The sequence below is a fragment of the Mesobacillus subterraneus genome (assembly GCF_020524355.2).
GTDB lineage: Bacteria > Bacillota > Bacilli > Bacillales > Cytobacillaceae > Mesobacillus > Mesobacillus subterraneus_C.
Map to the genome: position 1 here is coordinate 468,872 of NZ_CP129019.1, position 19,329 is coordinate 488,200.

19 protein-coding genes and 1 riboswitch are annotated in these 19,329 nt (G+C 42.7%); of the genes, 13 read left to right on the plus strand and 6 right to left on the minus strand.

Annotation, left to right across the window (positions count from 1 at the left end; all coding sequences use genetic code 11):
- Window positions 1-90 precede the first annotated feature (90 nt).
- Window positions 91-1,353, plus strand: coding sequence for an exo-beta-N-acetylmuramidase NamZ family protein (locus LC048_RS02305; RefSeq protein ID WP_226601997.1), 1,263 nt, complete (start codon window positions 91-93; stop codon window positions 1,351-1,353).
- Between the two features lie 39 nt (window positions 1,354-1,392).
- On the opposite strand, the gene LC048_RS02310 is transcribed toward LC048_RS02305, so the two are convergent.
- The gene (locus LC048_RS02310; protein WP_215033755.1) at window positions 1,393-1,605 is read right to left on the minus strand and encodes a methionine aminopeptidase; all 213 of its coding nucleotides are present in this window, start codon (window positions 1,603-1,605) and stop codon (window positions 1,393-1,395) included.
- Window positions 1,606-2,065: 460 nt separating this feature from the next.
- The gene (locus LC048_RS02315) at window positions 2,066-2,374 is read right to left on the minus strand and encodes a winged helix-turn-helix transcriptional regulator (protein ID WP_226601898.1); all 309 of its coding nucleotides are present in this window, start codon (window positions 2,372-2,374) and stop codon (window positions 2,066-2,068) included.
- A 221-nt stretch (window positions 2,375-2,595) separates the two neighbouring features.
- Here LC048_RS02315 and LC048_RS02320 point away from each other — a divergent pair, with 221 nt between their 5' ends.
- Window positions 2,596-3,450 (plus strand): VOC family protein, encoded by an 855-nt coding sequence (locus tag LC048_RS02320; RefSeq protein ID WP_226601899.1) that lies wholly within the window; start codon window positions 2,596-2,598, stop codon window positions 3,448-3,450.
- A gap of 279 nt (window positions 3,451-3,729) precedes the next feature.
- On the plus strand, window positions 3,730-4,365 hold the full coding sequence (locus LC048_RS02325; RefSeq protein WP_226601900.1) for an FMN-dependent NADH-azoreductase: 636 nt from the start codon (window positions 3,730-3,732) through the stop codon (window positions 4,363-4,365).
- A gap of 50 nt (window positions 4,366-4,415) precedes the next feature.
- On the opposite strand, the gene LC048_RS02330 is transcribed toward LC048_RS02325, so the two are convergent.
- From LC048_RS02330 to katA, 3 genes are all read right to left on the minus strand, one after another.
- The gene (locus tag LC048_RS02330; RefSeq protein ID WP_226601901.1) at window positions 4,416-5,531 is read right to left on the minus strand and encodes a DUF4179 domain-containing protein; all 1,116 of its coding nucleotides are present in this window, start codon (window positions 5,529-5,531) and stop codon (window positions 4,416-4,418) included.
- 14 nt (window positions 5,532-5,545) lie between these two features.
- Window positions 5,546-6,055 carry an RNA polymerase sigma factor gene (locus tag LC048_RS02335; protein ID WP_226601902.1) on the minus strand — a complete coding sequence of 170 codons (510 nt, stop codon included), beginning with the start codon at window positions 6,053-6,055 and terminating at the stop codon, window positions 5,546-5,548.
- A gap of 246 nt (window positions 6,056-6,301) precedes the next feature.
- Entirely contained in the window at window positions 6,302-7,762 is a 1,461-nt protein-coding gene (katA, locus tag LC048_RS02340) for a catalase KatA (protein WP_306049338.1), read from the minus strand.
- Window positions 7,763-8,300: 538 nt separating this feature from the next.
- On the opposite strand from katA, the gene LC048_RS02345 reads away from it, so the two are divergent.
- Both LC048_RS02345 and LC048_RS02350 read left to right on the plus strand, forming a co-directional pair.
- A complete protein-coding gene (locus LC048_RS02345; RefSeq protein WP_226601998.1) occupies window positions 8,301-8,888 on the plus strand; it encodes a cell wall hydrolase in 588 nt (195 codons plus the stop codon).
- A gap of 191 nt (window positions 8,889-9,079) precedes the next feature.
- The gene (locus LC048_RS02350) at window positions 9,080-9,994 is read left to right on the plus strand and encodes an NERD domain-containing protein (RefSeq protein ID WP_226601904.1); all 915 of its coding nucleotides are present in this window, start codon (window positions 9,080-9,082) and stop codon (window positions 9,992-9,994) included.
- 946 nt (window positions 9,995-10,940) lie between these two features.
- Here the strand turns inward: LC048_RS02350 and dacB are convergent.
- The gene (dacB, locus tag LC048_RS02355) at window positions 10,941-12,419 is read right to left on the minus strand and encodes a D-alanyl-D-alanine carboxypeptidase/D-alanyl-D-alanine endopeptidase (RefSeq protein WP_226601905.1); all 1,479 of its coding nucleotides are present in this window, start codon (window positions 12,417-12,419) and stop codon (window positions 10,941-10,943) included.
- Between the two features lie 114 nt (window positions 12,420-12,533).
- On the opposite strand from dacB, the gene LC048_RS02360 reads away from it, so the two are divergent.
- From LC048_RS02360 to LC048_RS02395, 8 genes are all read left to right on the plus strand, one after another.
- Complete coding sequence (locus tag LC048_RS02360) at window positions 12,534-12,734, plus strand: hypothetical protein (RefSeq protein ID WP_226601906.1); 201 nt, start codon at window positions 12,534-12,536, stop codon at window positions 12,732-12,734.
- 120 nt (window positions 12,735-12,854) lie between these two features.
- On the plus strand, window positions 12,855-13,196 hold the full coding sequence (locus tag LC048_RS02365; RefSeq protein ID WP_226601907.1) for a metal-sensitive transcriptional regulator: 342 nt from the start codon (window positions 12,855-12,857) through the stop codon (window positions 13,194-13,196).
- Between the two features lie 56 nt (window positions 13,197-13,252).
- A riboswitch (FMN riboswitch) is annotated at window positions 13,253-13,398 on the plus strand.
- A gap of 136 nt (window positions 13,399-13,534) precedes the next feature.
- Window positions 13,535-14,617 (plus strand): bifunctional diaminohydroxyphosphoribosylaminopyrimidine deaminase/5-amino-6-(5-phosphoribosylamino)uracil reductase RibD, encoded by a 1,083-nt coding sequence (gene ribD, locus LC048_RS02370; RefSeq protein ID WP_306049340.1) that lies wholly within the window; start codon window positions 13,535-13,537, stop codon window positions 14,615-14,617.
- A gap of 12 nt (window positions 14,618-14,629) precedes the next feature.
- Window positions 14,630-15,286 carry a riboflavin synthase gene (gene ribE / locus LC048_RS02375; RefSeq protein ID WP_226601909.1) on the plus strand — a complete coding sequence of 219 codons (657 nt, stop codon included), beginning with the start codon at window positions 14,630-14,632 and terminating at the stop codon, window positions 15,284-15,286.
- A gap of 11 nt (window positions 15,287-15,297) precedes the next feature.
- A complete protein-coding gene (locus tag LC048_RS02380) occupies window positions 15,298-16,491 on the plus strand; it encodes a bifunctional 3,4-dihydroxy-2-butanone-4-phosphate synthase/GTP cyclohydrolase II (protein WP_226601910.1) in 1,194 nt (397 codons plus the stop codon).
- A 34-nt stretch (window positions 16,492-16,525) separates the two neighbouring features.
- Window positions 16,526-16,996 (plus strand): 6,7-dimethyl-8-ribityllumazine synthase, encoded by a 471-nt coding sequence (gene ribH, locus LC048_RS02385; RefSeq protein ID WP_226601911.1) that lies wholly within the window; start codon window positions 16,526-16,528, stop codon window positions 16,994-16,996.
- A 225-nt stretch (window positions 16,997-17,221) separates the two neighbouring features.
- On the plus strand, window positions 17,222-18,424 hold the full coding sequence (locus tag LC048_RS02390) for a S1C family serine protease (RefSeq protein WP_226601912.1): 1,203 nt from the start codon (window positions 17,222-17,224) through the stop codon (window positions 18,422-18,424).
- 9 nt (window positions 18,425-18,433) lie between these two features.
- Window positions 18,434-19,315 carry a peptidylprolyl isomerase gene (locus tag LC048_RS02395; protein ID WP_306049342.1) on the plus strand — a complete coding sequence of 294 codons (882 nt, stop codon included), beginning with the start codon at window positions 18,434-18,436 and terminating at the stop codon, window positions 19,313-19,315.
- Window positions 19,316-19,329 lie beyond the last annotated feature (14 nt).

Sequence of the window (19,329 nt, forward strand, 5' to 3'; positions counted from 1 at the left end):
GCTTCGTAAAAGTGGCTCGTCCTTGTTTTTTTTATATGTGATTTGTGCTTATTAATAGTCTCAAAATCTATTAAAACAGGAGTGATTATGTTGAAAAAATGGCTGGCAGCATTATTGACGACCGTCCTCATTCTCTCTTCATTGACCATTGCATTGGCAAACCATGATAGCGGACAGGGCAAGAGCCAGGACCTGAAGAAATTCAAGGTTGGTGCTGAAGCATTGCTCGAGGACCACAAGGATCTGATCAAAGGAAAGCGAGTCGGGCTGATCACGAATCCTACTGGAGTAGACCAAAATCTGAACAGTGTTGTCGACCTGCTTTTTAACGATCCGGATGTTGAGTTGACGGCACTTTACGGACCCGAGCATGGCGTCCGGGGAAGCGCACAGGCTGGAGCTTATGTCGAATACTATATCGATGAAAGAACGCAGCTCCCTGTATACAGCCTTTACGGTAAAACGAAAAAGCCAACACCAGAAATGCTGGAAAACATCGATGTCCTGCTGTTTGATATCCAGGATGTAGGTACCAGATTCTATACGTACATCTACACAATGGCTTATGCGATGGAAGCGGCAAAGGAAAATGATATCCCATTCATCGTACTTGACCGCCCGAATCCGCTTGGCGGAGATAAGGTAGAGGGACCTGTCCTGGAAACTGAATATAAGTCCTTTGTTGGAAACTATGAAATCCCGCTGCGCCACGGCATGACGGTTGGTGAGCTGGCCAAGCTCTTCAATGAAGAATTCGATATTGGTGCAGACCTGACTGTCGTTGAGATGGATCGCTGGAAGCGCACAATGAATTATGATGAAACGCCGCTTGAGTTTGTCATGCCTTCACCAAACATGCCTACTCTGGATACAGCATTCGTATATCCGGGAGCGGCACTGATTGAAGGAACGAATGTATCAGAAGGAAGGGGCACGACAAGACCGTTTGAGCTGATCGGGGCACCGTTCATCAATTCAGATGATCTATCCGCAAAATTGAACTCATTGGGTCTTCCAGGGGTTAAGTTCCGGGCAGCATCATTCACCCCGACATTCTCAAAGCATACCGGCAAACTTTCACATGGAATTCAGATCCATATTAGCGACCACGATGCGTTTGATCCGATTGTAACAGGGCTTCATATTGTAAAAACGATTCACGATATGTATCCGGAAGAATTTGAGTTTCGAGCTGAAGACAGCAGGGGAATTTCCTTCTTCGACCTTCTGACAGGAAACGGCTGGATCAGGGAAGAAATTGAAGCTGGTACATCCGTGGAAGAAATCCAGAACATGTGGGAAGCTAAATTGAAAGAGTTTAAGCAGGTAAGGGAAAAGTACCTTCTCTATTAATTGTAGAAAAAATGGCCGCTGCATTTGCAGTGGCCATTTTTAGGTCGTACTGTTGCTCCAATCTGTATATAATCCACTGCCACTGCAGCCAGGACATTCGTATGGTGCAGCATAATAAACAAACTCATTCGCGGAAAAAGCATAATATCCTCTGCCATGGCAGTCAGGACATTTATTCTGGTCCTTCATAGTCGTAAGGTGGTTTTCATATCTTGCATTTCTCCATTGGTTAAGCGCATTAAATAAACCCATTCCTTTACACCTCCATCTATGCATAGTTTGGAGAAATAATTCCTTTATTATGTATAGTTTATGGAGAAATTTGGGTTTTGATCCGGTATCAGCACATGACTTGTCTGAAAATTTGATAGTCCTGTGAAAAAATCTGCGATTCAAGCCGTAATGGGATTAATGGACATTTCACGAAAGTTGCGGGAGCGGAAGGTCTAAAAACAGGAGTGTAATGGACATTTCAAGCAAGCTACAGAAGTGAAATGTCTAATAACAGTGGCTTAATGGACATTTCTAGAAAGATACAAAGACGAAATGTTTAAGAACAGGGGGTAAAGGACATTTAAGCAAGAATGCCATAGTGAAATATCTAATAAAAGTTTCTTATCGAGTCGTGTTTTAGGTTTTATATATGCAAAACAGCAAAAGCACCCAATCAATGGGTGCTTTTAAGATGGAAATTTCACTTTGGATCTATTATTTATACTTCCAGCCAGCTCTGTGACCATCTTTCAATTTCCTTCATAAGAGGTTCCAGTGCCTTGCCTTTGTCGGTCAATGAATACTCGATTCGGACTGGAGTTTCAGGATGGACTTCGCGTCTCACAATTCCTTCGCTTTCCAAGTCCTTCAATCGCTCTGAAAGCACTCTTCCACTAACACCTATAGATGATTCAATCGTGCAGAAACGCTGCGGTCCGGACAGCAGCTGATATATAATCATTCCAGTCCAGCGCTGGCTTAGGATTGTCATGGCTTTTTCAAATCTGGGACAAATCGACTTATCCATATCAATCACTCCTTACTAACATTATAAACATAACAACTGAAAAATAAATTACTTTTTATAAAAAAGTTACTTGACGTAATTTGAATACAATTATATAGTTACTTACATAAAGTAACCGTTTATGATGATTGAAATGGCAGAATATGAGCACAACAAGTTCTAGCCATCCAGACTATGTCCAACTTAATATCTATTTCTTAATCAAAAAGGAGGAATTGAATATGACCTTTCATCAACCGCCGGTCACTTTTGTGAGGCAAGTAAATTTAAAAGTGGAAAATTTGGAGCGTTCCCTGGCTTTTTATGAAGAAATAATTGGCTTTAAGGTATATGAAAAAACAGATACAACCGCTCAGTTAACCGCAGATGGAAAAACAGTGTTATTAAGCATCGAGCAGCCCTCTAATATAATTCCGAAGAAGGGAAGAACTACTGGATTATATCATTTCGCCCTGTTACTGCCTGACAGGACTGACCTGGCAAAAATACTGAAGCACTTCTTGCAGACTGGATATCCATTGCAGGGAGCATCTGACCATCTTGTAAGCGAAGCCCTCTATTTAGCGGATCCGGATGGAAATGGAATAGAAATATATATAGACAGACCAGCGTCTAAATGGGAATGGAATGACCAGCAAGTGGTGATGGCTACTGAGGCTCTCCATGCAGAAAACCTTCTTGCAGAAGGAAAGGAGCAAACTTGGAATGGGCTTCCTGCAGGAACAGTGATGGGACATATCCATTTACATGTCGCAGAACTAGTAAAAACAGAAGAGTTTTATACAAAGGGACTTGGATTTGAAGTGGTAAGCCGTTACGGACCACAGGCTCTCTTCATTTCTTCAGGAAAGTACCATCACCATATCGGGCTAAACACCTGGAATGGAGTAGGTGCACCTACACCGCCTGCTAATAGCGTTGGTCTTGACTCTTTTTCAATAGTATTGCCGGATGAAGTGAGCTTGAAGGAAACAGTTGCCCGCCTGAAAGAAATCGGGGTGGAGGTATCAGATGAAAATGGTACATTCATTACTGCAGACCCGTCTGGAAACCAGATCAGGCTAGAAACAGCGTAAAATGAAAGCCTCAGTCCTTAACTTTACTGATTCACATGTAACCTAATCAAAGCCCGAAATGTGAGTAAGCAGCAAGCCTTGAACATAGCCAATGTTAGTGCGTGGCCTGTTAGGCGGAGTTATGGCGCAGAGCATTGAAAATTTCAGTGATTTAGACGAGCATTTCTTTTGACCTTTGATGAAAAACGGATTAATATCTCGAAGTAAGGTATTTTAAATTCGAGATTTATTCTTCTCCAAATAATATTACAAATAAGAAAGAAAAGGTGGAATAACAACATGGCTAAAGTTTTATACATCACAGCACACCCGCTTACTGAAGAACAATCCTTCAGCCTGGCAGCAGGAAAAGCATTCATTGATACGTACAAAGAACAGAACCAGAATGATGAAATCATCCATCTGGATTTATTTAAGGAGAACATCCCCCACATTGATGCCGACGTTTTAGGCGGCTGGGGCAAACTCCAACAAGGCACCGAGTTCACTGAGCTAACAGCAGACGAACAATCCAAAGTAGGCCGTCTGGCTGATCTGGTTGACCAGTTCACAGCAGCAGACAAATTTGTTTTCGTGACTCCGCTTTGGAATTTCTCATTCCCTCCAGTCATGAAGGCATATCTGGACGCAGTATCCGTAGCAGGCAAAACATTCAAATATACACAGGAAGGTCCTGTCGGTTTGATGACGGACAAAAAAGCACTGCATATCCAGGCGCGAGGCGGTTACTACTCAGAAGGACCGGCAGCAAACATGGAGATGGGAAATCGTTATTTCGAAACAATCATGAATTTCTTCGGTGTACCTTCATTTGAGTGCCTATACCTAGAAGGTCACAATGCAAACCCAGAAAAAGCACAAGAAATCAAAGAAAATGGAATCACGCGTGCCAAGGATTTGGCGCATACATTCTAATGAATAAAAGACGGAAAGCAGGCTGGTTCTATTACCGGCCTGCTTTTACACTATTTCAATGTAATGGTAAGGTCTTTTCCAACTTCAAGGACACAATTGTCACGATCCTTGACTGGAGCGAAGGACATGATATATTCATCTTTTCCGCTTTCGACTTCGCCCTTACTGAAGATTGGATCAGCTTTTTTTCCAGCAGAGGTTAAGAAAACACCAGGCTTCGTGTAATCCACATAGTAGCCTCGCTCCTTATCTATTTTCCTGGCGTTAAGGTATTGATGTTCCAATTGGCTCATCACTCTATAGGTCATGCCATTTTCGGTGATTAACTTTGTGTCGGAACCTGTGACGACGACTCTTGTTTCCGTTTCGGAAAATTCTATTTGTTTAATGACGTAAGCTTCATTGTTAAAAGTGAATTCCTTATTTAGCACGACAATTTCCCGGTTAGAAACAGCTGATTGGTCCAGCTTGAATTCCAGAGGCCATATAGTAGCTATACTATCAGTTTTTGTTTCGGTATAGATGGTTAAATTTTCGATTTCCAATCGAATATCCTGACCCTTGAAGTTCTTGACAGACTCAAAGGACAAGGCTTCTGCAACTTTATTTTCTTTTTGATCGTAATATCTGCTGCCCCAGCCCACATTATCCAATTTCACCTTTTGACCGTTTGCTACAAGGTAGATTGAGCTTTTGCCCTCAAAGATATCAACATAATAATTTTCCAAATCTGTTTTTTCACTTTGGAAGGTGAAGAGGAGCTTGGTCTCCTTATCATCCGTCATCAAGCTTTGAAAGTGGACGGTTATATCATTTTTTTCGTCATAGAAAGTCTGGTCCAGTACCTGTCCCAGCCCTGAATTAACGGCCATCCGGACTCCTTTATCATCAATATGTTCACTGGAAAATAGCTGATCATAGATCTCCTGTATTGCGGCAAGTGCAGGAGTAAATGTCAGAGCGGAAGCCGCCACTATACAGACAGCAGCAACAACAGCTAGCCTTCTAAATGCAACTCCTTTTTTAGGAGTAGTCTTGCTCACAGGCATGACGATTACATTTTGGGACTCTTTATTATGCAGTTTGTTGTTAAGTTCATCCCAAACATCCGGCACTTGCTTTTCAATGGCTTGATCCAAGTGCTTAAGCATCTTCTCTTTATCCATTAGTGCGCCTCCTGCTATTCAATGTTTTTCCTGAGTTTTTTCAAGGCCATTTGGTATTTCCACAATACTGTCCCCAATGGTATTTCAATGATTTTGGCAATTTCCCTGTGCTTCATGCCTGAAATGTCTTTTAAGACAACAATTTGTCTTTCTTCGCTGTCCAGCAATTCAAGGTATTTCCTCAAAATCATTCGGTCGAGCGGATCTGTGCTTTTATGGTGCTCCTGGTCGAAATATTGTTCTTCATACCCAGTGATTTCGCGCTTCTTCTTGCGATAGAGATCCAAAGCCATATTCCTCGAGACACTAAGCAGCCATCCCTTCAAATTAGAGATATCCTGATGTTTTTGGTGCTGATAAAGTTTGATGAAAGTTTCTTGCATGACATCCTCTGCCAAGGCAGAGTCCCTCAAAATTGATAGCGCCATCGCAAAGATACTTTTTTTATGTAAATCGAATAACTGCTTGAACTCCAGATTGCTATCCACCGGATTTTTTTGCTGATGCAAATTTGTTTGGCTCATCTTGCACCTCCTTCTATATAGTAAACGATTTGCTGTCATCATTTATTGGAGAAAAATTAAATTTTTTCCAGGAAAAATAATGCCTGAAAAAAGGCACTCTTGTTATGGATAAATTGAAGGAGTAGGTCTACCGGACTTTTTTCAGGAAAAGGTACTGAGCTTTTCCGATAGAATCATTCTAATGCCCATCAGCTTTTGTATGATAAAAAACGGATGCCTAATAAAAGGCATCCGTTTCTCGTATTATTAAACTTCCTGTGGCACCTGCAGTCCCAAGCCTTGAGCAATGCGTGTTCCGTATTCAGGATCTGCCTTGTAGAAGTGGCTGATTTGGCGAAGTTTGATATCGTCTCGCTGAACTGGCTTCATTGCAGCGACAATGTTAGCGACAAGGCGCTCGCGTTCTTCTTCGGTCATCAGACGGTACAGGTCACCTGCTTGTGTGTAATGGTCGTGGTGATCGTAGTCCACGTTTTCAGCTACCCCGCTGACAGGTAAGGCTGCTTGCTTGTGTTCATTGACTTCAGTAGGCCCTCCGAAACTATTTGGCTCGTAGTTTACTGTTTTGCCTCCATTGTCGTCAAAACGCATTTGACCGTCACGCTGGTAGGAGTTTACTTCTGTTTTTGACCTGTTGATTGGAAGGTGCTGGTGATTAGAGCCTACACGGTAACGGTGCGCATCAGCATATGCAAACAGGCGGCCCTGCAGCATTTTATCAGGAGATACATCCACACCAGGTACAAGTGTTCCAGGTGAGAAGGTTGCCTGCTCAACTTCCGCAAAGTAGTTTTCAGGATTGCGATTCAATACCATGCGTCCGACTTCAATCAATGGATAGTCTTTTTGTGACCATACTTTTGTGACATCGAATGGATCGAAACGATATGTGTTCGCATCCTCAAGTGGCATAATCTGCACATATAGCTTCCATGCAGGGAAGTCTTCAGCTTCAATCGCATTGAACAAATCTTCTGTATGATAGTCAGGATTTTCGCCTGCAATTTTAGCGGCTACATCTGCTGTCAGATTTTTCACGCCTTGTTCTGTCTTGAAGTGGTACTTAATCCAGACGCCATCACCCTCGGCATTTGTCCACTTGAACGTATGGCTGCCGAAACCGTGCATATGGCGAAGGGTAGCCGGGATGCCGCGGTCGGACATCAGGATCGTTACCTGGTGCAATGACTCTGGTGAAAGGGACCAGAAATCCCAAACGGCATTCGGATCCTTCAGGTGTGTCTGTGGGTTTCTCTTTTGTGTATGGATAAAATCTGGGAACTTGATCGCATCACGGATGAAGAATACCGGAGTGTTGTTTCCAACGATGTCATAGTTTCCTTCTTCCGTATAAAACTTCACTGCGAAGCCACGTGGGTCACGGACGGTATCCGCTGATCCAAGTTCACCTGCTACTGTTGAGAAGCGGATGAACAAAGGAGTCTTCTTGCCAACCTCTGATAGGAAAGCAGCTTTTGTATATTTAGACACATCATTTGTTACTTTAAAATAGCCATGTGCTCCGGCCCCTTTTGCATGCACAACACGTTCAGGCACACGCTCACGGTTAAAGTGGGCTAATTTTTCCAGCAAGTGTACGTCTTGCAGTAGAGTAGGACCTCTTTGTCCTGCAGTCATAGAGTTCTGGTTATCCCCAACCGGCGCACCCCAGCTTGTAGTTAAATGATTCTTAGGATAATTGCTCATTTTTTTAACCCGCCTTTATCATGTATTGATTTATACCTAAATGATAACACTTTTCAATTAAAAATCAATACTTAATTATAATTAATATAAATAAGTAATGAATATAAAGTTAGGTTTATCATTTGATGCATGGTCGATATATTTAGAGAGAGGGTCTAAATATCTTTAAATGTGGTCGATATATTTATTTTTTCGACAATAAAAGAAAATCCTTCGGCTAATGATATAGTTTCCAGAGATAATCCTGGGAGAAGATAGAAAAATGGTTTCATTGTTTAAAAATATAGCAGACAAACAAGTTACAAACATGTAACACAATGTAAAATATGAACCGATAACTTACAAGTCTGGTTATTGAAGGAAAGTGGGAGTCAGAGGAATTAATTTCTAGGTTTAATAAAATTCAAGCGTTTTCAGTGGATTGAAGATTTTTCTTCTGATTGGTACTTATTGGGCCGTGAATAACTATGTTACAACTGCTAGCCTTAGTAGGAGAGAAAGAGAGCAACACTACTGGGAGGTATGGAGATTGAGAAAAATGAAAAAAACATTGGCAGCGTTAACAGCGGTGGTATCTTTATCTTTATTTTCAACGGGGGCAGCTGCTGAAGCGGCAACTTACCAGGTGAAAACAGGAGATACAATGTGGGGAATCGCCAGCAAATATGGTGTACAACTGACAGAGTTGAAAAAAGCGAACAATACGACTAGCAATCTACTATATGCAGGACAAAAGTTGACCATCCCGGCAGTGGCTATATCTTCAGCAGATCAGGACTTGCTTGCAAGGCTTGTTCAAGCTGAAGCAAAAGGCGAGCCATATGCAGGGAAAGTAGCAGTAGCAACTGTTGTCTTGAATAGAGTAGCAAGCCCGAAATTCCCAAACACAGTAAAGGGTGTCGTCTATGAAAAGGCAAATGGATACTATGCATTCACACCTGTTAAAAATGGCGCGATCAATAAGCCTGCAGATGCAGAAGCAAAGAAAGCTGTAAAAGAAGCTCTAGCATTCAGAGGGCAGGGAAGCGGCTCATTGTTCTTCTTTAACCCGAAGACTGCGGTGAGCAAGTGGGTATTCTCAAGAGAAGTGACCGTGACAATCGGAAATCATAGATTTGCTAAGTAACCTTAACGAAAGGTCAACAAATTTTCATGAGCTAAGGCGGAAAAAGCCGTGCGGATTCTCAATCTGCACGGCTTTTTCTCAATTTGTTATGTGGAAATTAATCTGCATAGCACTTGAAGTGAAAAACTTGTAAAATATTCTAATAAAACTTACTATTTAATTGCAATACATAATGAATGGAGGAATGTTTTTTGATAGTTAAATCACGTGTTGAATCCCTTGAACTGCAGATTCTGAGGATGCTGAATGCCCGAATGAAATTATCTCCGAAAGAATACAGTAACTATCTCTACCTTGAAAAAGGTTATGAAGGAGAAGTGATTTTTGATCGCAGGATGGAGGAGGTTGGAAAAAGCTTCTTAGTTATGAATGATCTGCTCCTTGAACATGGAAATACCAAATTTCAAATCGATTCCCTATTCATCTCCAAGATCATCCATTTGTTTGAAATAAAGTATTTCGAAGGCGATTATTATACTGAAGGGGATAGGTGGTATACAAACAATGGAGTAGAAATCAAGAATCCACTACAACAAATGGAAAGAGCAGAGTCTCTCCTTCGAAGATTGGTACGAGACCTTGGATTCAACACTAATATTGAATCAACTCTAGTCTTTGTAAACCCGAACTTTTACCTCTATCAAACTCCGCGTAATTTACCAATTATCTTTCCTAATCAGATTCCAAGACTTCTTCATAACCTGCAAAAACAAATTACCCCAATAAAAAATACTCATACAAATCTATCAGATAGGCTGCTTTCCCTGCACTCCCAAGATTCGCCGTATAAAAGGCTCCCTGATTATAGTTTCGAGAAATTGAAGAAGGGAATAGCCTGTTCTCATTGTCATACTGTGAATACTATCGTTAACAGGAAAACATTAATATGCAATAGTTGCGGGAAACGGGAAAATATTCATGAAGCAGTATTGAGAAGTGTTAAAGAGCTCCAATTACTTTTACCGGAAGAAGAAATAACAGTCAATAAGGTTCATGAATGGTGCAATTCTATCAAAACAAAAAAGCCTATTAGAAACACGCTTTTAGAAAACTATACATTGATTGGGTCTGGCCGTTCTACTCACTATATAACTAAAAATGAATAATAAAGGATCATGACTAATAGGGTACCGTTCAATCGAAATCGTATCCTTATGAAGTCCAATTCAGTAACATAAGGGTATGGTTCAATCGAAATCGTATCCTTATGAAGTCCAATCCAGCAACATAAGGGTATGGTTCAATCGAAATCGTATCCTTATGAAGTCCAATCCAGCAACATAAGGGTATGGTTCAGTCGAAATCGTATCCTTATGAAGCTCAATTCAGTAACATAAGGGTATGGTTCAATCGAAATCGTATCCTTATGAAGTCCAATCCAGCAACATAAGGGTATGGTTCAACCCAAATCGTATCCTTATGAAGCCCAATTCAGCAATATAAGGGTACCGTTCAACCCAAATCGTATCCTTATGAAGTCCAATCCAGCAACATAAGGGTATGGTTCAATCGAAATCGTATCCTTATGAAGTCCAATCCAGCAACATAAGGGTATGGTTCAATCGAAATCGTATCCTTATGAAGTCCAATCCAGCAACATAAGGGTATGGTTCAACCCCAATCGTATCCTTATGAAGCCCAATCCAGCAACATAAGGGTATGGTTCAACCCAAATCGTATCCTTATGAAGTCCAATCCAGCAACATAAGGGTACCGTTCAGTCGAAATCGTATCCTTATGAAGTCCAATTCAGTAACATAAGGGTATGGTTCAATCGAAATCGTATCCTTATGAAGTCCAATCCAGCAACATAAGGGTATGGTTCAACCCCAATCGTATCCTTATGAAGCTCAATTCAGTAACATAAGGGTATGGTTCAATCGAAATCGTATCCTTATGAAGTCCAATCCAGCAACATAAGGGTATGGTTCAATCCAAATCGTATCCTTATGAAGCCCAATTCAACAACATAAGGGTACCGTTCAACCCAAATCAGATTCTTTTGAAGTCCAATCCAACTCCATAAGAGCATCGTAATTTTTATAAGGGTATTTATCTCGCAAGTATCCTAACAATTCTATCCTCCACCTTCCTGCCTTCTCGATCATCAAGGAGGTTATTCAACAAAACGGAAAAAATAAGGTTTTCTCCGCTGCTTGTTTTTACATATCCGGCTAGCGTACTCACGCCGGTCAGTGTCCCTGTTTTAGCGGATAAACGATGCTTCAGGTCCTCTTCTTTCAGCCTGTTTCGCAATGTCCCGCCTATCATCCTGTCCTTTTCACCTGCAACGGGAAGTGAACGCTTGAAAGCAGGAAACCATTTCTCGCTTTGGGCAAGAAACAGCAGTTTTGTGATTTCGTTTGCTGGTACGAGATTGGCATGCGAGATTCCGGATCCGTCCCGCAACACAAGACGGTTCGTATCAATCCCAATGCTGCCAAGCTCTGCACCCATGACTTCAAGGCCGTCATCCCAGCTTCCCTTCCCATGAATGACCTTTCCCATTTCCTTTACTAGTACTTCGGCGTGCCCATTATTGCTTAGCTTCATGAATGGAATCATCAAATCAGCAAGAGGCATTGATTTATGAGAAATTAAATTGGTCATTGTGCCGGTGGCAGCTCCCGTTTTAATTTTCCCAACTACTTTTATCCCATGTTCTTCTAGAGACTTTTTAAAAAGACTTCCTGCAAACAAGGAAGGCTCCCAGACGGCAACCCATTCTCTTGCGTTATGAGCGTTGACCGGAATCGTTCCGCTCACCAAAATGCTGTTCGACCCATGCTCACGTTCGATTATTAGGTCATGTTCTCCCTCAGAATCTACTGTTTTTGTTTCATTGATAATATTTACATAATCGGTTTCGGGCTCTAGTGAAATGTTTGCTGCTTTTCCTATTTTGCCTGGTAAAATATTGACAATGACAGTGCCGGCATCAAAATCCTGATTTGGTGAAGCAGTCAGAGCGGAAACCTGGGCTCCGAAATATTGATGCTCATCATTCCAGGTTAGGTCCTCTGAATAACGGACATTATCATACCATCTGTCATCAGTTACTATAGCGCCGGTAATTTTCTTGATTCCTTTACTCTTCAGTTTTTTTGCCATTTCATCGAAGTCTGCCGGAAGCAGGGTTGGATCGCCCATTCCTTTTAGAAAAAGGTCACCTGCAAGCGTACCGCCGTCGATTTTTCCATCCGACCAAACTTCAGTTGTAAAACGGTATTCATCTCCTAAAACGGAAAGCGCGGCTGCTGCTGTGAACAATTTCAGCACGGAGGCTGGCTGCAGCCTTGTATCCCCAATATGCTCGTACAAAAGCACTCCATCTTCCGCAGACCTGATGCTGATACCAGCCAAAGCCCCATCAAGAACTGGTTCGCTTGTTAAAATGTTGCTGATTTTTTCCGCTAGGTCCCCGCCAGGCTCCACGGCACTGGCTGGCGGTTCTTCAGTATGAAAAAACGGAATGATGGCTAACATGATAACTAATGAGAATATGGTGATTGCTGTAGTTTTTTGTTTCATCTTTTGGTTCATCCCTTTCACATCTCAACTGAATTCGACAGGAAATTTCCCAATAACCAACTAGTAGAGTCTATGATAAAGTTTTAATTAATATAAGGTTCAGGAGGGAAAAAAATGTACCGATACTTTTGGAATACCTTACTCATTCTAGCCATCGGAGCAGGATTTTACTTCTATGCCCATCTGATTTTTTCAAAGGTGTCAGACCCTCTGTACGGAACACTGGCGCTTCTGGCAGGCAGCCTCTTTACTGCTGGAATTTCAAGAGAGCTTCTGTTACTCTCGCAAACTAGGAGAGAGAATAGTCAAATCTAGAATGTACTACACCCTGATTCATGGGGTGTATTTTTGTTTTTTAAGAATAAATAGGTTTTATGATAGGTACTATCAGGGGGTATGATAAAATAAGCTTAAAAGATAAAGGGGGGTTTTTAGATGGACATATTAGAGCCCGAAGTGAACCCAACTGAATGTGGTGACAGCTGTTGCTCATCAGAAAGGAAAAGCCATCACTCTGAAAAAACGAAAAAGAATCTCGTGACGAGATTGAACCGGATAGAAGGACAGATTCGCGGCATTAAAGGCCTGATTGAGAGAGATACGTACTGTGACGATGTAATCACACAAATTTCAGCGACGCAGGCTGCTTTGAACAGCGTAGCCAAACTCCTCCTCGAAGGCCATATGAAATCTTGCATCGTCGAACGAATTCAGGAAGGCGACAATGAGGTAGTTGATGAACTTTTGACTACGATTGAGAAGTTGATGAAAAAATAAAAAGCTTTTTTGTTTTTCATTTAACATAATGTTCTGTATAATGTCACTAACTTAATATATTCCTTCGGGGTCGGGTGAAATTCCCAACCGGCGGTGATGAAGCGATGCTTCTTAGTCCGTGACCCGGTTAACATTTGTTAAACGGTGGATCTGGTGAAACTCCCAGGGCCGACAGTTAAAGTCTGGATGGGAGAAGGAAAAAACGAGGATTAAAAGATCGGGATCAGTATGCCCTTTTTTAACCCTCTAGTTTGACATTGCCTTTTTTAGGACCCCGAAGCCATTTTGTTTCGGGGTCTTTTTGTTGTGAAATTACCCTATTGAAAGGAGGGACCAAGATGAACGACCGGGATTATATGGCATTGGCCATCAATCTCGCCAGTGCGACCGAAGGCCAGACATCACCGAACCCCCAGGTTGGTGCTGTCCTTGTAAAAGAAGGTCAGATTATTGGAATGGGTGCCCATTTGAAGGCGGGTGAGCCGCACGCTGAAGTACACGCGATCTCCATGGCTGGTGAGAATGCTGAAGGCGCCACATTGTACGTGAGCTTAGAGCCGTGCAGTCATTTCGGAAAGACGCCGCCATGCTCGAATCTGGTGATAGAATCTGGAATCAAGAAAGTGTTTGTCGCCATGGTCGATCCGAATCCGCTTGTTGGCGGAGAAGGAGTGAAAAAGATGCTTGCAGCAGGCTTAGATGTCCAAGTTGGGTTAATGGAGGAAGAAGCAAAAGCGCTGAACAAAGTATTTTTTCATTACATAAGCACAGGTTTGCCCTATGTTACCTTGAAGTCAGCCACCACCCTTGATGGGAAAATCGCTACTGTGACAGGAGAGAGCCAGTGGATTACAGGAGAAGAGGCAAGGAAGGATGTCCATCAGTTTCGACATACACATGACGCGATACTGGTTGGCGTCAACACCGTCATCAACGACAATCCTAGCCTGACGACAAGGCTTGAAGCTGGCGGGAAAAATCCGGTGAGGGTCGTTCTGGACAGCACACTTCGCACCCCTCTGGATTCAAGAATCATAAATGACAGGGCTGCACGAACCATTATCGTGACCGGAGCACGGGCAGAGCCTGAAGGGATAAAGCAATTTACTGAGCTTGGCATTGAGATTATCAAGCTGGAAACTGAAAAAGTTGGAATTCCTGACATGCTGAAAAAACTTGGAGACTGGGGCATTACTTCTGTCTACGTAGAAGGCGGAGCCGAGGTCCATGGCAGCTTTTTAAAGGAGAAAGCCTTTCAGCAAGTTATCACATATATCGCTCCAAAGCTGCTCGGCGGGAAGCGTGCTCCCACTGCTTACGGAGGCGAAGGCATTGCCCGGCTTGAGGATACAGTTCATTTAGAAATTAAAGAGGTAAAACAAATTGACCAGGATATCCGGATCATTGCCGAGCCGTTATAGAAGGAGGTTATTATGTTTACGGGGATTATTGAAGAAATTGGGACTGTCGCGAATATCCAGCATGGAAGGGAGTCATTTGTCCTGACGATTGACGCAAGGAAAGTCCTGACAGATGTCCGCCTTGGGGATAGCATCGCTGTTAACGGGGTGTGCCTGACCGTCACCTCCTATACAGAGAACAGATTTACAGTTGATGTCATGCCTGAAACGGTCAAAGCGTCCAGTTTAAAAGCTGTCAAAAGAGGTTCGAAGCTGAACCTGGAGAGAGCGATGGCAGCGGGCGGCCGGTTCGGCGGACATTTTGTCGCCGGCCATGTGGATGGCGTTGGAACCATTAAAGGGAAAAAGCAAATAGAGAATGCCGTTTACTATGAAATTCAAGTAGATCCCGAATTGCTGAAGTATGTCATCATGAAAGGCTCTGTCGCTGTTGACGGGACGAGCCTGACTGTTTTCGGAGTATCAGAAGACAGCTTGACTCTATCGCTCATCCCGCTCACTTTACAAGATACGGTGTTAGGTTTCAAGGATACAGGTGATATTGTCAACATTGAATGTGACATGATCGGCAAGTATGTAGGTCACTTTTTGAGTAACCAGTTTCCGGCAGCTATAAAACGAGGCAACAATATTACAGCCCAGTTCTTAGAGGATAACGGGTTTATGTGAGGGTGATGTAAATGTTTGATCCAATTGAAGAGGCTATATACGAACTTATGCAGGGGAATGTGGTCATCGTTTGTGACGATGAAGACCGGGAAAATGAAGGAGACTTCATCGCCCTCGCAGAGAAGGCGACACCGGATGTCATCAATTTTATGGCAACACATGGCCGGGGATTGATTTGCGTACCGATTGAAGAGGAATTAGCCCAGAAGCTGGACTTAATGCCGATGGTTTCCCGAAATACAGATCCACACGGCACAGCGTTTACCGTCAGCATTGATCATAAATATTCAACAACCGGGATATCCGCTTTCGAACGCTCGGCTACTGTATTAAGCATGCTGGACCCAGAATCAAAGGCCGCTGATTTTAAAAGGCCAGGCCACATCTTTCCGCTTGTTGCAAAGAAGGGCGGAGTATTAAGGAGAGCGGGCCATACTGAGGCTGCTGTGGACCTGGCTAAATTGAGCGGTGCGAAGCCTGCCGGAGTCATCTGTGAAATCATGAATGAAGATGGGACAATGGCTCGAGTTCCGGAACTCCGTAAAATTGCTGACCAATTCGATTTGAAAATGATTACGATAAAAGATCTCATTCAATATCGAAATCGCAAGGACCAGTTGATAAAAAGAGAAGTTGAAATTGATCTTCCAACTGAATTCGGTATTTTTAAAGCAGTTGGGTATTCAAATATCGTAGATGACAAAGAACATATTGCTCTTGTAAAAGGAAAAATCGATCCGGAAGAACCGGTTCTTGTAAGAGTCCACTCTGAATGCCTGACTGGCGATGTGTTCGGCTCCTTCCGTTGTGATTGCGGCCCGCAGCTTCATGCAGCATTGAGCCAGATAAACAAAGAAGGGCGCGGTGTCCTTCTGTACATGCGCCAGGAAGGAAGAGGCATCGGCCTGATGAACAAGCTTCGCGCGTATAAGCTTCAGGAAGAGGGCTATGACACCGTAGAGGCCAATGAAAAGCTTGGCTTCAGTGCAGACCTGCGAGAATACGGAATTGGCGCCCAGATTTTAAAAGACCTTGGCATCAAGCAAATGAAATTGCTGACCAATAATCCTAGGAAAATCAAAGGACTTAAGGGATATGACCTGGAAGTGGTCGACCGAGTGCCAATCCAGATGCCAACAAGGGAAGAAAATGAAAATTATTTAAAAACAAAGCACAGCAAGTTAGGACATTTACTACATTTTTAATCCAAATTAAACGGGCTAATTGGAGGAATAGAACATGAACAGAATTTTCGAAGGTAATTTAGTAGGAACAGGTCTTAAAGTTGGAATCGTAGTAGGGCGTTTCAATGAATTCATCACAAGCAAACTTCTGGGCGGCGCACAGGACGCATTGAAAAGACATGGTGTCGAAGAAGGCAATGTCGATGTAGCATGGGTACCGGGTGCCTTCGAAATCCCATTGGTTGCGCAAAAAATGGCGAAAAGCAATAAATATGACGCGGTCATCACATTAGGAACAGTCATTCGCGGTTCCACTCCACACTTCGATTATGTCTCGAATGAAACAGCAAAAGGTGTATCAGCCGCAGCGATGAATTCAGGGGTCCCTGTCATCTTCGGAGTTCTGACAACCGATACTATTGAACAGGCAATCGAACGTGCTGGCACAAAAGCCGGCAACAAAGGCTGGGACGCTGCAATGTCCGCGATTGAAATGGCTAATCTGATGAAAAATATTGAAATGTAATATTCTTACGAAGCTGCAGGCAAATTAGCCTGCAGTCATTTTTTGAGTGGGCAATCCTCCTCCGTATAGCCCCCTCGATTTCCTCTATGAAAAGGAGGACTTAGACATTCCCCTTTTAACGCAAAAATCTTCCCCGAATTTTAAAACCCTCGCCGCAGTTTGTTAATAATTTGTTCATAATTTCTGGTTAAGATGAAGACAAGTTAGAAGCGAGGAGGAAAAAACATGAATGAATTTGAACAGCGTTCCCGTTATGAAGAACAGGAGCCAATCAAAAAATCATATAGATTAAAAAGCATCATGTCGACTGTCATGGCTGGGGTAGTAGGTTCGGCGATGACACTTGCAGCTGTTAATTATACAGAAGTGAACGCAGGGAGTCAGCACCAGCCTCAAACTGAATCAGCCGCAGAAACGGATTCTAATATCATTACGACACCCACTTCAACAAAAGATTCTGGGTCGATAGCTGATATCATTGAAACTTCATCTAAATCCATTGTCGGTATCACGAATATCCAGGCGCAAAGCAATCCTTTTTCCCAAAGTCAGGGAAATGTTGAGAGTGGGTCTGGTTCCGGGGTTATTTTTAAGAAGGAAGGAAACAGTGCTTTCATCGTGACGAACAACCATGTCATTGAAGGTGCTTCAAAGGTTGAGGTCAGCTTGTACAATGGAGAGAAAGTTGATGCAGAAGTTGTCGGTGCGGACGCATTGACAGATTTAGCGGTTGTTAAAATTGATGCAGCAAAAGCAGAGGATGTCATTGAATTTGGTGATTCTTCTGAATTAAGAGCTGGTGATCAGGTGCTTGCCATCGGCAACCCGCTCGGTCTCGATTTATCGCGGACAGTGACTCAGGGAATCGTCAGTGCGATAGATCGTTCAATTTCAGTTCCAACCTCTGCCGGGGAATGGGAAATGAACGTCATTCAAACGGACGCTGCTATCAATCCAGGTAACAGCGGTGGTGCGTTAATCGATACAGATGGAAAAGTAATCGGGATCAACAGCTTGAAAATCTCGCAAAATGGCGTGGAAGGCCTGGGGTTTGCAATACCAAGCAATGAAGCTCTGCCAATCGTCAACCAGCTTATGGAAAAAGGGGAAGTAGAACGTCCGTATTTAGGTGTAAGCCTTGCCGATCTGGCGCAGATTCCAGATATGTACCTCGAAAACCTGCCAGACAGTGTTGATTCAGGAACAATGGTGACCTATGTGGACCCTGAATCAGCGGCTGCTGCAGCTGGACTTCAGAAGCAGGACGTCATCATTGGAATCAATGATGAAAAAGTGGAGAATGCAAGCGAGCTAAGAAGATACATGTATACGAAACTTCAAACGGGCGATAATGTCGAATTGAAAATATACCGTGACGGCAAACAGCAAACCTTAAAAGTAGCAATTTCCGCTGCTAGTCCAGAATAATGGAGGGAAATGATGATAGCTTTTATGAAAAATAATAAACTCTTAATGATATTTACCGCTATTTTTCTGGGAGTGCTCTTAATCTTTGCGACTGCTTTTGCCAAAACAGAAACTGCAGCGAGCATCGATGGAGAGAAAATCACGAAGGATGAATTGAACACGAAATTAACAGAAATGTATGGTGCTGAGATATTGGATTCCTTAATCACGAACAAAGTGATCGAAATGGAAGCTTCAAAGGAAAAGGTAAAGGTGACAGGTAATGAGATAGATGAAGAGCTTAAGAAGCTACAGGAATCATATGGTGGTGAAGAAGCTTTTGCTTCAGCGCTTGAACAAAATCAGGTATCCATGGAAAGAATCAGGAAGGACATCGAAATATATCTGCTCGCGGAAAAAATAATCGGACCTTCGATCGACGTGACTGAAGAGGAAATGAAGTCATATTTCGAGGAAAATAAAGATTCTTTTGACCAGAAGGAACAGGTGAAGGCGAGCCATATACTGGTAGAAGATGAGGAAACGGCCAAGAAGGTCAAGGAAGAGCTTGATAATGGAAAAGATTTCGCAGAACTTGCAAAGACCTATTCAACGGATGCTAGCAATGCAGATAACGGTGGGGATCTCGGTTATTTTGGAAGAGAAGAAATGGCGGAGGAATTCGAGAATGCAGCATTTGCCTTGGAAGTGAATGCGGTCAGTGAGCCGGTCAAAACAGAATTCGGCTTCCATATCATTAAGCTTGTTGATAAAAAAGCTGCTAAGGAAGCAGTATTTGATGAACACCAGGAAGAGATTAAAGAACTGTTATTTGACCAGAAAATCCAGGCGCAATATCCAAACTGGCTGGATGAGAAAAAAGCCGAATACGATATTAAAAGCTATTTATAATAAGTTGTAAAACC

Excerpts from the sequence above, each read along its gene's own strand:
- LC048_RS02310 (WP_215033755.1), bottom strand. The coding sequence starts at position 1,605 with ATGGGTTTATTTAATGCGCTTAACCAATGGAGAAATGCAAGATATGAA.
- LC048_RS02315 (WP_226601898.1), bottom strand. The coding sequence starts at position 2,374 with ATGGATAAGTCGATTTGTCCCAGATTTGAAAAAGCCATGACAATCCTA.
- LC048_RS02320 (WP_226601899.1), top strand. The coding sequence starts at position 2,596 with ATGACCTTTCATCAACCGCCGGTCACTTTTGTGAGGCAAGTAAATTTA.
- LC048_RS02325 (WP_226601900.1), top strand. The coding sequence starts at position 3,730 with ATGGCTAAAGTTTTATACATCACAGCACACCCGCTTACTGAAGAACAA.
- LC048_RS02330 (WP_226601901.1), bottom strand. The coding sequence starts at position 5,531 with ATGGATAAAGAGAAGATGCTTAAGCACTTGGATCAAGCCATTGAAAAG.
- LC048_RS02335 (WP_226601902.1), bottom strand. The coding sequence starts at position 6,055 with ATGAGCCAAACAAATTTGCATCAGCAAAAAAATCCGGTGGATAGCAAT.
- katA (WP_306049338.1), bottom strand. The coding sequence starts at position 7,762 with ATGAGCAATTATCCTAAGAATCATTTAACTACAAGCTGGGGTGCGCCG.
- LC048_RS02345 (WP_226601998.1), top strand. The coding sequence starts at position 8,301 with ATGAAAAAAACATTGGCAGCGTTAACAGCGGTGGTATCTTTATCTTTA.
- dacB (WP_226601905.1), bottom strand. The coding sequence starts at position 12,419 with ATGAAACAAAAAACTACAGCAATCACCATATTCTCATTAGTTATCATG.
- LC048_RS02360 (WP_226601906.1), top strand. The coding sequence starts at position 12,534 with ATGTACCGATACTTTTGGAATACCTTACTCATTCTAGCCATCGGAGCA.
- LC048_RS02365 (WP_226601907.1), top strand. The coding sequence starts at position 12,855 with ATGGACATATTAGAGCCCGAAGTGAACCCAACTGAATGTGGTGACAGC.
- ribD (WP_306049340.1), top strand. The coding sequence starts at position 13,535 with ATGAACGACCGGGATTATATGGCATTGGCCATCAATCTCGCCAGTGCG.
- ribE (WP_226601909.1), top strand. The coding sequence starts at position 14,630 with ATGTTTACGGGGATTATTGAAGAAATTGGGACTGTCGCGAATATCCAG.
- LC048_RS02380 (WP_226601910.1), top strand. The coding sequence starts at position 15,298 with ATGTTTGATCCAATTGAAGAGGCTATATACGAACTTATGCAGGGGAAT.
- ribH (WP_226601911.1), top strand. The coding sequence starts at position 16,526 with ATGAACAGAATTTTCGAAGGTAATTTAGTAGGAACAGGTCTTAAAGTT.
- LC048_RS02390 (WP_226601912.1), top strand. The coding sequence starts at position 17,222 with ATGAATGAATTTGAACAGCGTTCCCGTTATGAAGAACAGGAGCCAATC.
- LC048_RS02395 (WP_306049342.1), top strand. The coding sequence starts at position 18,434 with ATGATGATAGCTTTTATGAAAAATAATAAACTCTTAATGATATTTACC.